Annotated in this window: 14 protein-coding genes and 1 riboswitch; of the genes, 2 read left to right on the forward strand and 12 right to left on the reverse strand. The window is 35.6% G+C overall.

All coding sequences use genetic code 11. The features are described 5' to 3' along the window. Position 1: 1 nt before the first annotated feature. Genes purF through purC form a run of 5 tightly spaced genes read right to left on the reverse strand, consistent with a single transcriptional unit; the run spans position 2 to position 5334 of the window. Entirely contained in the window at positions 2 to 1432 is a 1431-nt protein-coding gene (gene purF / locus AC4BBX_RS02925) for an amidophosphoribosyltransferase (protein ID WP_490454976.1), read from the reverse strand. Beyond that, positions 1417 to 3636, reverse strand: a complete 2220-nt coding sequence (purL, locus tag AC4BBX_RS02930) for a phosphoribosylformylglycinamidine synthase subunit PurL (protein ID WP_490454977.1) — start codon at positions 3634 to 3636, stop codon at positions 1417 to 1419. The genes purF and purL overlap by 16 nt, the downstream gene beginning before the upstream one ends. Continuing rightward, positions 3637 to 4311: a phosphoribosylformylglycinamidine synthase subunit PurQ gene (gene purQ, locus AC4BBX_RS02935; RefSeq protein ID WP_490454978.1), complete on the reverse strand. Its 675-nt coding sequence runs from the start codon at positions 4309 to 4311 to the stop codon at positions 3637 to 3639. 2 nt (positions 4312 to 4313) lie between these two features. After that, positions 4314 to 4568, reverse strand: a complete 255-nt coding sequence (purS, locus tag AC4BBX_RS02940; protein ID WP_490454979.1) for a phosphoribosylformylglycinamidine synthase subunit PurS — start codon at positions 4566 to 4568, stop codon at positions 4314 to 4316. A 37-nt stretch (positions 4569 to 4605) separates the two neighbouring features. After that, complete coding sequence (gene purC, locus AC4BBX_RS02945) at positions 4606 to 5334, reverse strand: phosphoribosylaminoimidazolesuccinocarboxamide synthase (RefSeq protein ID WP_490454980.1); 729 nt, start codon at positions 5332 to 5334, stop codon at positions 4606 to 4608. A 215-nt stretch (positions 5335 to 5549) separates the two neighbouring features. Here purC and AC4BBX_RS02950 point away from each other — a divergent pair, with 215 nt between their 5' ends. Further along, a complete protein-coding gene (locus AC4BBX_RS02950; RefSeq protein WP_490454981.1) occupies positions 5550 to 5924 on the forward strand; it encodes a hypothetical protein in 375 nt (124 codons plus the stop codon). A 48-nt stretch (positions 5925 to 5972) separates the two neighbouring features. Here the strand turns inward: AC4BBX_RS02950 and purB are convergent, their stop codons facing one another. The 7 genes from purB to AC4BBX_RS02985 all read right to left on the reverse strand — a co-directional run bounded on the left by purB (position 5973) and on the right by AC4BBX_RS02985 (position 11948). Then, positions 5973 to 7271, reverse strand: coding sequence for an adenylosuccinate lyase (gene purB, locus AC4BBX_RS02955; RefSeq protein ID WP_490454982.1), 1299 nt, complete (start codon positions 7269 to 7271; stop codon positions 5973 to 5975). Positions 7272 to 7332: 61 nt separating this feature from the next. Continuing rightward, positions 7333 to 8460: a 5-(carboxyamino)imidazole ribonucleotide synthase gene (gene purK, locus AC4BBX_RS02960; protein ID WP_490454983.1), complete on the reverse strand. Its 1128-nt coding sequence runs from the start codon at positions 8458 to 8460 to the stop codon at positions 7333 to 7335. After that, complete coding sequence (purE, locus tag AC4BBX_RS02965) at positions 8444 to 8932, reverse strand: 5-(carboxyamino)imidazole ribonucleotide mutase (RefSeq protein WP_490454984.1); 489 nt, start codon at positions 8930 to 8932, stop codon at positions 8444 to 8446. Before purE ends, purK begins: the two co-directional genes overlap by 17 nt. Positions 8933 to 9195: 263 nt before the next feature. Continuing rightward, positions 9196 to 9777, reverse strand: coding sequence for a xanthine phosphoribosyltransferase (locus tag AC4BBX_RS02970; RefSeq protein WP_490454985.1), 582 nt, complete (start codon positions 9775 to 9777; stop codon positions 9196 to 9198). Between the two features lie 69 nt (positions 9778 to 9846). Continuing rightward, a riboswitch (purine riboswitch) is annotated at positions 9847 to 9942 on the reverse strand. Positions 9943 to 10056: 114 nt separating this feature from the next. After that, on the reverse strand, positions 10057 to 10749 hold the full coding sequence (locus tag AC4BBX_RS02975) for a beta/alpha barrel domain-containing protein (RefSeq protein ID WP_490454986.1): 693 nt from the start codon (positions 10747 to 10749) through the stop codon (positions 10057 to 10059). A gap of 14 nt (positions 10750 to 10763) precedes the next feature. Then, positions 10764 to 11375 (reverse strand): glycoside hydrolase family 73 protein, encoded by a 612-nt coding sequence (locus tag AC4BBX_RS02980; RefSeq protein WP_490454987.1) that lies wholly within the window; start codon positions 11373 to 11375, stop codon positions 10764 to 10766. Positions 11376 to 11435: 60 nt separating this feature from the next. Then, positions 11436 to 11948, reverse strand: a complete 513-nt coding sequence (locus tag AC4BBX_RS02985; RefSeq protein WP_490454988.1) for a hypothetical protein — start codon at positions 11946 to 11948, stop codon at positions 11436 to 11438. A 128-nt stretch (positions 11949 to 12076) separates the two neighbouring features. On the opposite strand from AC4BBX_RS02985, the gene AC4BBX_RS02990 reads away from it, so the two are divergent. Further along, a complete protein-coding gene (locus AC4BBX_RS02990) occupies positions 12077 to 13021 on the forward strand; it encodes a Gfo/Idh/MocA family protein (protein WP_490454989.1) in 945 nt (314 codons plus the stop codon). Positions 13022 to 13129: the final 108 nt, after the last annotated feature.

A 13129-nucleotide genomic window follows, 5' to 3' on the forward strand; every position in this document is an offset into this window, starting at 1 on the left:
TTTAATCAATTTCAACTAATGAAGCCTGATATTCTTGCTCATAATCATATAAAGGCGTCGGATAATCTCCGTTAAAATACGCCATACACAAACCATTATAGGGTGCATCAAAATTCAAACCAATCGCATCAATCAAACCTTGTTCACTTAGAAAAGCCAAAGAATCAGCTTCAATCGCTTCTCTGATTTCTTCTACTGTATAATTTGCAGCAATTAATTCCTTACGTGTTTGAATATCGATTCCATAAAAACATGGATATTTTAATGGTGGCGAGGAAATGCGGACATGTACTTCTTTGGCTCCTGCTTCTTTTAACAAACGCACAATTCTTCGACTAGTTGTTCCACGCACAATTGAATCATCCACTAAAATCACACGTTTTCCAGCCACAACCCCTCTAACTGCTGATAATTTCATACGAACTCCTTGTTCCCGTAATTCTTGTGTGGGCTGAATAAAGGTTCGTGCAACATATTGATTTTTTACCAATCCCAATTCATAAGGACTACCTGAATATTCCGCATAACCACTGGCTGCTGAAAGTGAAGAGTTAGGAACGCCGATGACCATATCCGCTTCAACCGGTGCCTCTTCTGCAAGAATTCTGCCCATTTCTTTACGTGCTGTATGAACATTGACACCCGCAATATTCGAATCAGGACGTGCAAAGTAGATATATTCCATGGCGCAAATCGCATATTGAGTATCTTTTGTAAAAGAATCAATTGTGATTCCATTATCGTCAATTCGTACAATCTCACCAGGTTGCACATCTCTAATAAATTCAGCACCACTAACTTCTAAAGCACAAGTTTCTGAAGCAATCACATAGGCACCATTTTTCATGCGACCAATTGAAAGAGGACGGAAGCCATTCGGATCAAGAGCAGCTACAATTTCATTTTCATTAATTAGTAGATACGCAAAGCCACCTTTTACCTGATTTAATGCTTCTTTTAACGCTTCAATAAACGTTTCTTTACTACTTTTTCGAATCAAATGCATCAAAATCTCAGTGTCTGAATTTGAATGAAAAATTGCGCCATTTTTCTCTAAATCTCTTCTTAAAGACTTGGCATTTGTTAAATTCCCATTGTGGGCCAAAGCAATTTGACTATCATAAAATTTGAATAAGAAAGGTTGAATATTATCGACACTACCATTTCCGGCTGTTGCATAACGAACATGCCCAATAGCAGCATTTCCTTGAAGTCTATTTAATTTATTTTCGTCAGAAAAAACTTCCGCTAATAAACCTAAGTTTCGATGGCCGAAAAGCTTGCCATTGTTGTTAGAAACAATTCCGGCACCTTCTTGACCTCGATGCTGTAAGCTGTGTAGACCAAAATACGTCACTCGTGCAGCTTCAGGGTGTCCCCAGACACCAAAAACACCACATTCCTCATTTAAACTTTTTACTTCATAAGACATGGAATAGCATCCTCCCAAAGCTGCTTAGCTTTTGATGTTCCAACATTTATTTCACCGTCTTGGGCTTGGATATGAATTTGATTATCCGAAGTCACTTTTCCAAGAAGTGTTGCTTTTGCTCCTGCCAAGGTTTCAAATTCTTTTTGTTGTTCTGGAGAAATACTAAGAACAAATCTTGATTGTGTTTCCGAGAAAAGAGCTTCTTTCGATACATCAACTTGAACATCTAAACCTAAATTGTTTTTAAACGCGCTCTCAGTTAAAGCTACGGCTAAACCACCTTCCGCACAATCATGAGCACTTGCAACTAAACCGGCACGAATGGCTTGTAAAACTAATTCTTGATTAGCTTTTTCAACAGTCAAATCAAAATTCAACAACTGACCTTCAATTTTTCCTGTTTGTAATTTTTGGATTTCACTTCCACTAAAATCATCTGCTGTTGAGCCGACCACGTAAATAAGATCTTGAGCTTTTTTAAAATCTTGTGTCGTAATATGATTCAGTTGATCGATTAAACCAACCATCCCAATAACAGGCGTTGGATAAATGGCTTTATTGTTGGTCTCATTGTATAAAGAAACATTTCCAGAAATAACTGGTGTGTCTAATACACGACAAGCTTCAGCAATGCCATCCGCAGAAGTCCATAATTCCCAGAAAACTTCTGGTTTATCTGGAGAACCGTAATTTAAACAATCGGTAATTGCTAAAGGTTTCCCTCCACTGGCAACAATATTTCTAGCAGCTTCAGCTACAGCAATTTGTCCACCAATTTCCGGGTTCAAGTAAAGATAACGACTATTACAGTCAGTCGTCATCGCAAGTGCTTTATTGGTTCCACGAACTCTTAAGACTGCCGCATCACTTCCTGGAGGAACGACCGTATTGGTTCGAACTTGAGAATCATAGGTTTCATAAATAGATTTTTTTGAAGCAATCGTTGGTTGTTGTAATAACTCTAACAAAGTATCTGTAGGATTTGAAATTTCAGGGACAAAATTCGGCATTTGAGCAAACTCTTTCATCCGAGCAGGTTCTTGATACTCTTTGTAATAAGTAGGTGCCTCTTCTGCCAAAGCATCGACTGGCAAATTGGCAACTTCTTCTCCTTCATGATACAAACGATATAAACCGTCTGCCGTTACTTCACCGATTGAAACCGCATCTAACTCATATTTTTCAAATAATTGGATTACCTGTTCTTCAAAGCCTTGTTTAACACAAATTAACATTCGTTCTTGAGACTCAGAAAGCATCATTTCATAAGGAGTCATTCCTGTTTCTCGTTGAGGAACATTGTCCAAATATAGTTTCAAACCAGAACCTGCTTTCGAAGCCATTTCGGCACTAGAAGAAACCAAACCAGCAGCTCCCATATCTTGAATCCCAACTAAGATATCTTTGTGCTCAAGAATTAACTCTAAACAAGCTTCTAGTAACAATTTTTCCATAAAAGGGTCTCCAACTTGCACAGCAGAACGTTGCTGCTCTTCGCCTTCGACAAATTCCTCTGAAGCAAATGTCGCTCCATGAATCCCATCACGACCTGTTTTTGCTCCAACGTACATAATGCTATTGCCAATCCCCTTGGCTTGACCTTTTTGGATGTCCTCATGGTTAATTAGCCCAACACACATCGCGTTGACTAAAGGGTTCCCTTCATAACAAGGATCAAATTGAACTTCTCCTCCAACAGTTGGAATCCCAATACAATTTCCATAACCACTGATACCTGCAACAACCTCTTCCAACAAATATTTGGTTCGCTGGTTGTCTAATTCCCCAAACCTCAATGAATCTAAAATCGCAATTGGGCGGGCACCCATACTGAAAATATCACGAATAATTCCACCGACACCTGTGGCAGCTCCTTCATAAGGTTCAACTGCAGAAGGATGATTATGGCTTTCTGCTTTAAATACAACAGCTTGACCATCACCAATATCAACAATCCCAGCACCTTCTCCAGGTCCTTGCAACACTTGTGGTCCTTCTGTTGGGAATTTTCGTAAAACAGGTTTCGAATTTTTATAAGAACAATGCTCACTCCACATAACTGAAAAAAGCCCTGTTTCTGTGTAATTGGGTAAGCGACCTAAAATATCTTCTGAAATCATTCGATATTCTTCGTCAGTTAATCCCCATTCTGCGTAAATTCGTTGCTCTTTGATTTCTTGTGGATTTGGTTCTACTCTTATCATTTAAACAGACACCTTCCCAAAATTTTTTAAAATAGAGGCAAAAAATTTTTTCCCATCTTCTGAACCTAACAAAGATTCCATCGCACGTTCAGGGTGAGGCATCATACCAAAAACATTTCCCGCCTCATTACAAATACCAGCAATATTTGCGACACTTCCATTAATCGATTCTTTATACTTAAAAATAATTTGTTGATTTTCTTCTAATTTTTTTAATGTTTCCTCGTCACAATAATAGTTTCCTTCACCATGAGCTACTGGAATCTGAATGATTTCATCTTGTTCATATTCAGAAGTAAATTTGGTTTGATTGTTGACAACTTTTAGAGAGGTCATTTTACAAATAAAATGAAGAGAATCATTTCTACGTAGAGCACCTGGCAATAGTCCTACCTCTGTTAAAATTTGAAAACCATTGCATGTACCAAATACAGGTTTCCCTTCTTCGGCAAAACGAATCACTTCTTTCATAATATTAGAAAAACGAGCAATCGCACCACAACGTAAATAATCTCCATATGAAAAACCACCCGGTAATAACACTCCGTCAAAACCTTCTAAAGAATCGGCATCATGACGAACATACTCTGCTTCCGCTCCCATAATATCTTTGATTGCCCATAGCATATCCATATCGCAGTTGGAACCTGGAAAAACGATAACAGCAAATTTCATGCTTATACTTCCTCCATTGCTAAAACTTCAAAACGATAGGTTTCCATATTGACATTCGCTAACAATTTATCACAAACTTCTTCGATTAGTTCATTAACCTCTCGTTCAGAAGGATTTACTTTTATTTCAAAATATTTACCAATACGAATTTCTTCAATTTCATCAAAACCTAGACGATGAACTGCACCTTTCACTGCTTCTCCTTGAGGATCTAATACTGATTCTTTATAAGTTACATAGACTTTTACCAAATACATTTTGAAATTCCTCCTATACCAAATCGGTACTTAATTTTTATAATCCCTTGTTAACAACTGTTTTTTCTAATCGTTCCAACACTTCTCGATAAATCGGGATAATATCTCCCAAATCTCTTCGATAGACATCTTTATCCAAATGTTCATTCGTCTTTTCGTCCCACAAGCGGCAAGTATCTGGTGAAATTTCATCCGCAAGCAACAGCTCACCATTAGATAGTTTGCCTACTTCAATTTTAAAATCAACTAATTTAATACCAATTTCTGTAAATAATTCACTCAAAGCCTGATTTACCTTTAAAGCTAAATCTTTCAACTCTTGAATCTCAGTTTCTGTTGCGATTGCTAAATATTTAATGTGCTCTTCATTAATAAATGGATCATCTAATGAGTCGTCTTTGTAATAAAATTCAATGATAGGGAATGGTAGTTCTAGCCCTTCCTCCAAACCTAGACGTTTACAAAAGCTTCCTGCTGTAATATTTCTAACGACAATTTCTAGAGGGAAAATTTCTACTTTTTTAATTAATTGTTCGGTTTTTGAAACTTTTCCCACAAAATGATTAGGAATTCCTTTTTCCTTCATTTTTTCAAAAATTAAGGAAGTAATTTGATTATTCATTTGACCCTTCCCTTTAATATAGTCTTTCTTCAGGCCATTTAAAGCTGTGGCTTGATCAATGTATTCTGCTAGAAACAATGTATTATCGTCGGTCTCATAAATATTCTTCGCTTTTCCTTCATAGATTAACTTTTGCTTTTCCATGATCCACCTCTTTTAGGTTTATTATAAGACAATTCTACCTCTCTAAAAACATTTACGTCAAATGAAACTTTACATTTTATCATTAGAATATATTAATCGTTCGTATTTAAACAATATACTTTCTCTACTTTTCACTTGTGAAGCGTTTACATCACTTCTCAGTAATGTTATTATATTGACAGGTTCTGACACTTGAAAAAAGGAGGAGAAAATGTATGGTAGATTCTTGTGACGAAGTTAGGCAATTTATCTCTTATCTAACACCTGAAGACAAAAAGGAACTGTTAGATACACTAGCAGATGTTTTGCCCCAATTTAATCAATTCCCTACCAAACCAATTAATCAGACGAAAAATTTTTCTTTTTTTAAAAATTACATTACTTGTAACCAAATCATTCAGTTAAAGAATCACCGCAACGATGAAATTATTCTTCGGCAAGTTCAAGAGAGTAACTTGTTCCAAAAATATTCCTACGTTGAAGTTTTTTACAATTTCGAAGAGATTTCTTTAAGTTTTGTTCAACAAATTTACCGAGAAATTCAAAAACAACTAAAAAATGAACAGAAATCTGTATATACAATCAATTAAAAACAGACGATACATTGAGCATTTGCTCTCCGTACCGTCTGTTTCTTTTTATTCTGATAAACCTACACGTTCAAAAATGACATCCACATTTTGTAAATGATGATGGTAATCAAAAGCGTCGTCTAAGTCTGTTGTTGTTAGAATATTCATAATTTCTGAATCCGCTTCTAACAATGGTCTGAATAAAGTTTGATTATCCCACGCTTCTGCTGTTTTTGGTTGAATTAAGTCATAGGCTTTTTCTCTAGTCAATCCACGGTCAATTAATTTTAACATCACACGTTGGCTGTAAATCAAACCAAATGTTGCATCCATATTGCGTTTCATATTTTCTGGGAAAACCGTTAGATTTTTAACAATATTACCAAAACGATTTAACATATAATTTAACAAAATAGTTGTATCTGGAATAATAATTCGCTCAGCAGAAGAATGAGAAATATCTCGTTCATGCCACAAGGAAACATTTTCGTAAGCTGTGATCATATGTCCACGAACGACACGAGCCAAACCAGACATATTTTCTGAACCAATTGGATTACGTTTATGAGGCATTGCAGATGATCCTTTTTGCCCCTTTGCAAAAAATTCTTCTACTTCTCTTGTTTCAGATTTTTGTAAACCACGAATTTCTGTTGCAAATTTTTCAATACTTGTCGCAACTAAAGACATCGCTGCTAAATATTCTGCATGTAAATCTCTTGGTAATACTTGAGTAGAAATGTCTTGAGGACGAATTCCTAATTTGTCACAGACATATTCTTCAACAAAAGGCGAGATATTCGCAAAAGTCCCCACTGCTCCACTGATTTTACCAGCTTCTACTCCTTTTGCTGCATGTTCAAAACGCTCAACGTTACGTTTCATTTCTGAATACCATAATGCCAACTTCAAACCAAAAGTAGTTGGTTCTGCGTGGACTCCATGAGTTCTCCCCATCATTACCGTATATTTATGTTCTTTCGCTTTTTCACCAATGATGTCTGTCAAATGTTGTAAATCTTCTCTTAAGATATCATTTGCTTGCTTCATCAAATAACCATAGGCAGTATCAACGACATCTGTTGAAGTCAAACCATAGTGAACCCATTTACTTTCTTCTCCTAAAGATTCTGAAACTGCTCGAGTAAAAGCAACTACATCATGTCTAGTTTCTTCTTCGATTTCTAAAATTCTTTGAATATCAAAAGAAGCATTTTCACGAATTTTTTGGACATCTTCTTTTGGAATCTCTCCTAATTCTGACCAAGCTTCATCCGCCAATATTTCCACTTCTAGCCAAGCTTGATAACGATTTTCATCCGTCCAAATTTTTTTCATCTCAGGTCGAGTATAACGTTCTAACATTTGCTTTTCCCTCACTCTAATAAAATAATTAATTTATACAATTGCTTGAAATACAATTGATTTAATCCCAAATTTTTGTTGCTTTAATTTCCTCTAAAGTATCTTGAAGATTCTCAGTTGCTATAGTGATATGCCCCATTTTACGGCCTTTTACGGCATCGGCTTTCCCATAAAAATGAAATTGCCACTCAGGTTTTTCTGAAATCAAGGCATAACTTTTATCTAAATGTTCTCCTAAAATATTGACCATCACTGCTTCTGTTAGTAAACGAATATTTCCTAAAGGCCAACCAACAATTCCTCTGATATGAGCATCAAATTGACTAGTGTCACAAGCTTCAATTGAGTAATGACCAGAATTATGCGGTCTTGGCGCCAATTCATTGACATAAATACTGCCAGCTTCAGTTAAGAACAATTCAATAGCAAGAACTCCGTGTAAGTGAACGGCTTCTGCAATTACTTGTGCGATTCTCTCAATCTCCTGAATCACGTAATCTGGGACATCGGCTGGAGCAATCGTTTGATGTAGAATATTATTTCGGTGAATATTTTCCACTACTGGAAATGTTGTAAATTCAGAGCCATTCCCTGCAACAACAATCGATAATTCTTTATCAAAAGGAATCCATGATTCTAATTCACAAGTTCCATCTCTTAACAAGTTCATCGATGGCGCTAAATCTTTTGTGCCGTGTAAAACATATTGTCCTTTCCCATCATAACCACCACGAGTTCGTTTCAATACACAAGGATAACCAATACTATCGATTGCTTCTTGGATATCGGTCGGGCTAATAATCGTTGAGTAAGGAGCGATGACAATATTATTTGCTTCTAAAAAAGATTTTTCCAATAGTCTATCTTGCGTAATTGCAAGCAAATCTGTTCCCTGTGGTACGGAACAAATACTTGAAATGGCATTTAATGCTTCCACATTAACATTTTCAAATTCATAAGTAATCACGTCACTGCGTTTTGCCATCTCTTCAAGAGCTAAAATATCATCATAGTCAGCTACAATATGCCAATCAGCAAGTTGCGCTGTCGGGCAATTTTCACTAGGATCTAACACACCAACTCTAAAGCCCATTTTTTTTGCACTCATTGTCAGCATACGGCCTAATTGTCCGCCGCCTACAATTCCTATTGTTGCACCCGGCATCAAAGGTTTAACCAAGTTGATCACTACTTTCCATCACTGATTTTTCAATACTTTTTCTTCGATCAGCAAGTTTCTCTGCTACTTTTAAATCATACATGGAAAGCATCTGTGCCGCAAGTAATCCAGCGTTAATTGCGCCAGATTTTCCAATCGCAGTTGTAGCGACTGGAACCCCTGCAGGCATTTGTACAATCGATAATAAGGAGTCTAAGCCATTCAATGTTCGTGATTGAACAGGAACGCCAATTACTGGCAAGGTTGTTTTGGCTGCAATCATTCCAGGAAGATGTGCCGCTCCTCCTGCTCCTGCGATAATCACTTTGATGCCTCTTTCTCTAGCTTTCTCGGCAAATGAAAACATATAGTCAGGTGTTCGATGAGCAGAAACCACTTTCTTTTCATATGGAATTACAAGTTCATCTAAGATGTCACAAGCACCTTTCATTGTTTCCCAATCTGAAGTACTTCCCATTACAATTGCTACTTCTACATTCATATTCAGCCAAGCTCCTTTATTTTTTGTCAGATTCATTCTATCAAGCTTAAAATTTAAAGTCAAAGTATAATCGAATATTTATAAACAAAATCTATTTATTGTTCGTAAATCCATCGGGTGAAATTTGTAAAGAAAATTTCACAAATAATTTTGATCAGTTAACTTGGGTCATCGGTCACAAAAAAAAAGATAGAAAACTTATCAAAATAAGCTTCTATCTTTTAATACAGGATTAGTATTCAATTTTCAGTATATTCGCAAATTTAAGCGTCCGCTTCAGCAAAACTGACTTCGCCGTTCTGTAAAGAGGCAATTCTAGCCAATGAAACTACACGAATTCCTAAATCTTCTAATACTTGTCGGCCATCTTGGAAAGATTTTTCAATCACAATTCCTACGCCACTAACATTTGCTCCTGCTTGACGACATAACTCAATTAAACCTTTAGCAGCTTGTCCATTTGCCAAAAAGTCGTCAATAATTAAAACATTGTCCTCTTGATTCAAAAATTTACGAGAAATTGAGATGGTGCTTGTTACTTGTTTCGTAAAAGAGTAAACAGAACTTGTTAGAAGTTCTTCGTCCATCGTTAAACTTTTAGCTTTTCGAGCAAAAATCATTGGTACTCCTAATGTTTTTGCAGCAAAAAGTGCTGGTGCAATGCCTGAAGCTTCAATAGTCACAACTTTTGTGATTCCAGCATCTTCAAATACTTTTGCAAGTGTTTGTCCAATTGCTTCCATCAGCTCAGGGTCTACTTGATGAGTCACAAAACTATCGACCTTAAGTACTCCTTCTCCTAAGACATTTCCACTACTTTTAATACGATTCACTAATGCTTCCATTTAATTAAGTTCACTTCCCTTTCAAAAATAAAAAGCACCTTTTTGGCAAAAAGCAAAAGGTGCACAAAAAAAAAACACTTTTTTACCTATAGTCCGATATTCCGGTATCGGGTAGAGACTGTCGACCGATTACGACGATATATAAGTAATCACTAATTATGAAAAACACACCAATAATTATGCCCATAAATTCAATAAAATACAAGTATTTGAATGAAGTATTTTTTATTTTCTTTAAACAGTTTCAAAAAGTATTTCATAGCTTAAGCATTTATTTAATTAATTTTGTTCCTCAAATTCAGTTCGTTCAATTTCTCGATAATGGTTCATTTTTTTGCTAAATAATTCTCCATTTGAAGGAGGAGTATAAGTAATTGCATTTGCACCAGCTTTAATCGTTTCTAGAATACTTTCATCCGTTGGTCCACCTGTTGCAATAATTGGCAGTTCAGGATACAATTCACGAAAATGTCGAACAATTTCAGCCGTCTTTTTCCCAGCGCTGATGTTAATAATTTTAATTCCTGCCGCTAGTTTTTCATCAATTTGTGTATATCTACTGGTAACTGTGCTTACTACAGGAATATCTACCACTTGGCAAACTTCTTCCACTGTTTCTACAGGCGTGGGTCCATTTAAAACGACTCCAATCGATCCTTGAGCTTCAGCAAACATACTCATATAAGCAGCTCTAATCCCTTGAGTTAATCCTCCGCCAACACCAGAAAATACCGGAATATCCGCTGCTTCAATAATACTTTTTGTAATCGCAGGGTGGGGAGTGAATGGATATACAGCAATTACTGCATTAGCATTTGTATTACGGATAATAGCAATATCCGTTGTAAAGATAATAGATTTGATTTTTTTCCCAAAAATAATAATTCCACTGGCTTCGTCAATTACTTCTGGTACTCTAACGATATCTTTTCTTAATTCGGTCGTAATATTAGGAACAAACTTTTTCTCCATCTATACTTCCCTCTCTAGTCGTATTCATATAGTTGATTGACTTCAATCACATTTTTAACCTTATCGGCATATCCTGGATCAGTGGCGTAACCAGCTTCTTGAAGTGCTTCGGCTGCCTCCACATAATTTTGAGCAGCTAAAACTCCTGCATACTTTTCCGGACTCCAATCCACACCATTAACAAATAACATGGTATGAGAAAACATTGAATCTTCCCATGAATCGTAGACTCTAAAATCACCTTTGATTGTTATCCATTGCTCATTCACAAATTCTTGCGTATCCATATTTACTTTAGGCTGATTCCCAAAGGCCTTTATCCCAAATAAATTATTATAGGTACTAGAAAGTTCACTTTTGCCCCAATTAGATTCTAAAATTGCTTGACCAATAATGATACTAGGCAACACGCCATATCCTTCTTGTAATTCTTTCGCTTTTGGAAGTAATCTTTGAACAAACTCATCGTGAGTCATCTCTGAATTTTCTTCAATCGCCATTTCACCGATTACACTTGGTGTTGGATCACTTAAACTCCTCAGTGAGTATATGAAACCAATCCCAATCATAAAAAAACCAATAATAATTGCTGGTAATTTTAATGTACTTTTTTTCTTTCGTCTCATTGTTCCCCTACTTTTCTGTTATTATAACTATAGAAACATATAACTTATTTATCAAACGCATCAATTATTATAAGTTTCTTCAAGATTTTCATTTACCCAATTTAATAAAGCTACGGGCTCATTTTCTACTTGCTGCTGAATATAGGCTGGTAATTTGAAATTGATAATATCATCAAATCCCCAATCATCATACTGAATCATTACCCGTAAATTTAAATATCGATTGTCTTTATTTTCCTCTTTCAGTTGATTCATCTCAACCGTCGCAAGACCGATATTTAACCATTTTTGAGCAATTTCAATTTTCATTTTACGATATTCACTAACTGCAACTAACCTTTTTTCAGGATAAATAATTGTTTGTCGTAAAATCTTTTGTAGCAACATCCATTCGTAGTCGCTAAAAAGATTTTTTATTTTTTGATTTTCTTCTGGTGTCAGTGAAGCAGTTCCTTGTTTCCATCCTTGCCATTTCTGTTGTGAAATACCCAAGAATTTTTCATAAAAAACCTCTTCATTTCCATGTTGTTCACGAACAACATTTAAAATCAACTCAATATATACATCATGCATAAGAAATCCCTCCGTTTACATTTTACCTCAAAACAATAGATAAAAGAAATTTTTTGGTAGTCACTTTTAGTAAAATTAAATTCTTTTCTGTTATACTAAATTTATTAAGATTAAAGGAGCGAATTTATATGAAACATTATCGTTGGGGTATCATTGGCTTAGGAGATATTGCTCACCAATTTGCCCAGACTTTTAAAAGTAACGACAGTGAAATTTATGGTGTTGCAGCACGAAACTTTACAAAAGTTCAAGCATTTGCTGAGGAGTTTAATATTCCTAAAGCTTACCAAACTGTAGAGAGTCTTTTAAAAGATTCTGAAATTGACTTAATTTATATTGCAGTTCCTAACAATGTCCATCACGAATACATTATGGAAGCTTTACATGCAGGGAAACATGTCCTTTGTGAGAAAGCAATTACAATGAATAGCCAAGAATTAGACGAAGAAGTAGCTTTAGCTAAAGAAAAAAATCTGATTCTGCAAGAAGCTATGACTATTTTTAATATGCCTCTATTTCATGAATTGAAAACAATTGGCACAAGCGGAAAACTAGGAAAACTAAAAATGATTCAAGCGCCTTTTGGAAGTTACAAAGAACCTGATCCAACCAATCGTTTCTTTAATCCTGATCTTGCTGGTGGCGCATTATTAGATATTGGAACCTATGCAGTTTCATTTGCTCGTTATTTTTTAACTGAAAATCCAAAAGTTCTTTTTAGCGATGTTTTGCCATTTGAAACAGGGGTCGATGAACAATCAATCACAGTTCTTCGTAATGCTAAAAATGAAATGGCATCAGTTGTTCTTTCTTTTCAAGCAAAAATGCCTAAACAAGGGGTTATTGCTTATGAAAAAGGCTATATTGTAGTAAATGACTATCCTCGTGCAGATCAAGCAGAAATCGTTTATAACGACGGAACAAAAGAAGTAGTTGAAGCAGGACAAAGCCAAGAAGCATTAAATTATGAAATTCAAAACTTCATTAATACTGTGAATGGTGAAAAGAACGAAACTTTACCTTTAACACAAGATGTTATCCGTATTCTTGATGATATGAAAAGTTTTTGGTAATCCTTTATAAAAAATAGACGGTGACACAAGTAATTTAACAGTAAAATATCCGAATAATAAAAATTGTTCGGATATTTTTGTCTTGCTTTTACGTACGTCACAGCCCAT

This window comes from Enterococcus sp. AMC1157, assembly GCF_058216555.1.

Excerpts from the sequence above, each read along its gene's own strand:
- AC4BBX_RS02950 (WP_490454981.1), top strand. The coding sequence starts at position 5,550 with ATGGTAGATTCTTGTGACGAAGTTAGGCAATTTATCTCTTATCTAACA.
- AC4BBX_RS02970 (WP_490454985.1), bottom strand. The coding sequence starts at position 9,777 with ATGGAAGCATTAGTGAATCGTATTAAAAGTAGTGGAAATGTCTTAGGA.
- purB (WP_490454982.1), bottom strand. The coding sequence starts at position 7,271 with ATGTTAGAACGTTATACTCGACCTGAGATGAAAAAAATTTGGACGGAT.
- AC4BBX_RS02975 (WP_490454986.1), bottom strand. The coding sequence starts at position 10,749 with ATGGAGAAAAAGTTTGTTCCTAATATTACGACCGAATTAAGAAAAGAT.
- AC4BBX_RS02990 (WP_490454989.1), top strand. The coding sequence starts at position 12,077 with ATGAAACATTATCGTTGGGGTATCATTGGCTTAGGAGATATTGCTCAC.
- purS (WP_490454979.1), bottom strand. The coding sequence starts at position 4,568 with ATGTATTTGGTAAAAGTCTATGTAACTTATAAAGAATCAGTATTAGAT.
- purC (WP_490454980.1), bottom strand. The coding sequence starts at position 5,334 with ATGGAAAAGCAAAAGTTAATCTATGAAGGAAAAGCGAAGAATATTTAT.
- purF (WP_490454976.1), bottom strand. The coding sequence starts at position 1,432 with ATGTCTTATGAAGTAAAAAGTTTAAATGAGGAATGTGGTGTTTTTGGT.
- purE (WP_490454984.1), bottom strand. The coding sequence starts at position 8,932 with ATGAATGTAGAAGTAGCAATTGTAATGGGAAGTACTTCAGATTGGGAA.
- AC4BBX_RS02985 (WP_490454988.1), bottom strand. The coding sequence starts at position 11,948 with ATGCATGATGTATATATTGAGTTGATTTTAAATGTTGTTCGTGAACAA.
- AC4BBX_RS02980 (WP_490454987.1), bottom strand. The coding sequence starts at position 11,375 with ATGAGACGAAAGAAAAAAAGTACATTAAAATTACCAGCAATTATTATT.
- purQ (WP_490454978.1), bottom strand. The coding sequence starts at position 4,311 with ATGAAATTTGCTGTTATCGTTTTTCCAGGTTCCAACTGCGATATGGAT.
- purL (WP_490454977.1), bottom strand. The coding sequence starts at position 3,636 with ATGATAAGAGTAGAACCAAATCCACAAGAAATCAAAGAGCAACGAATT.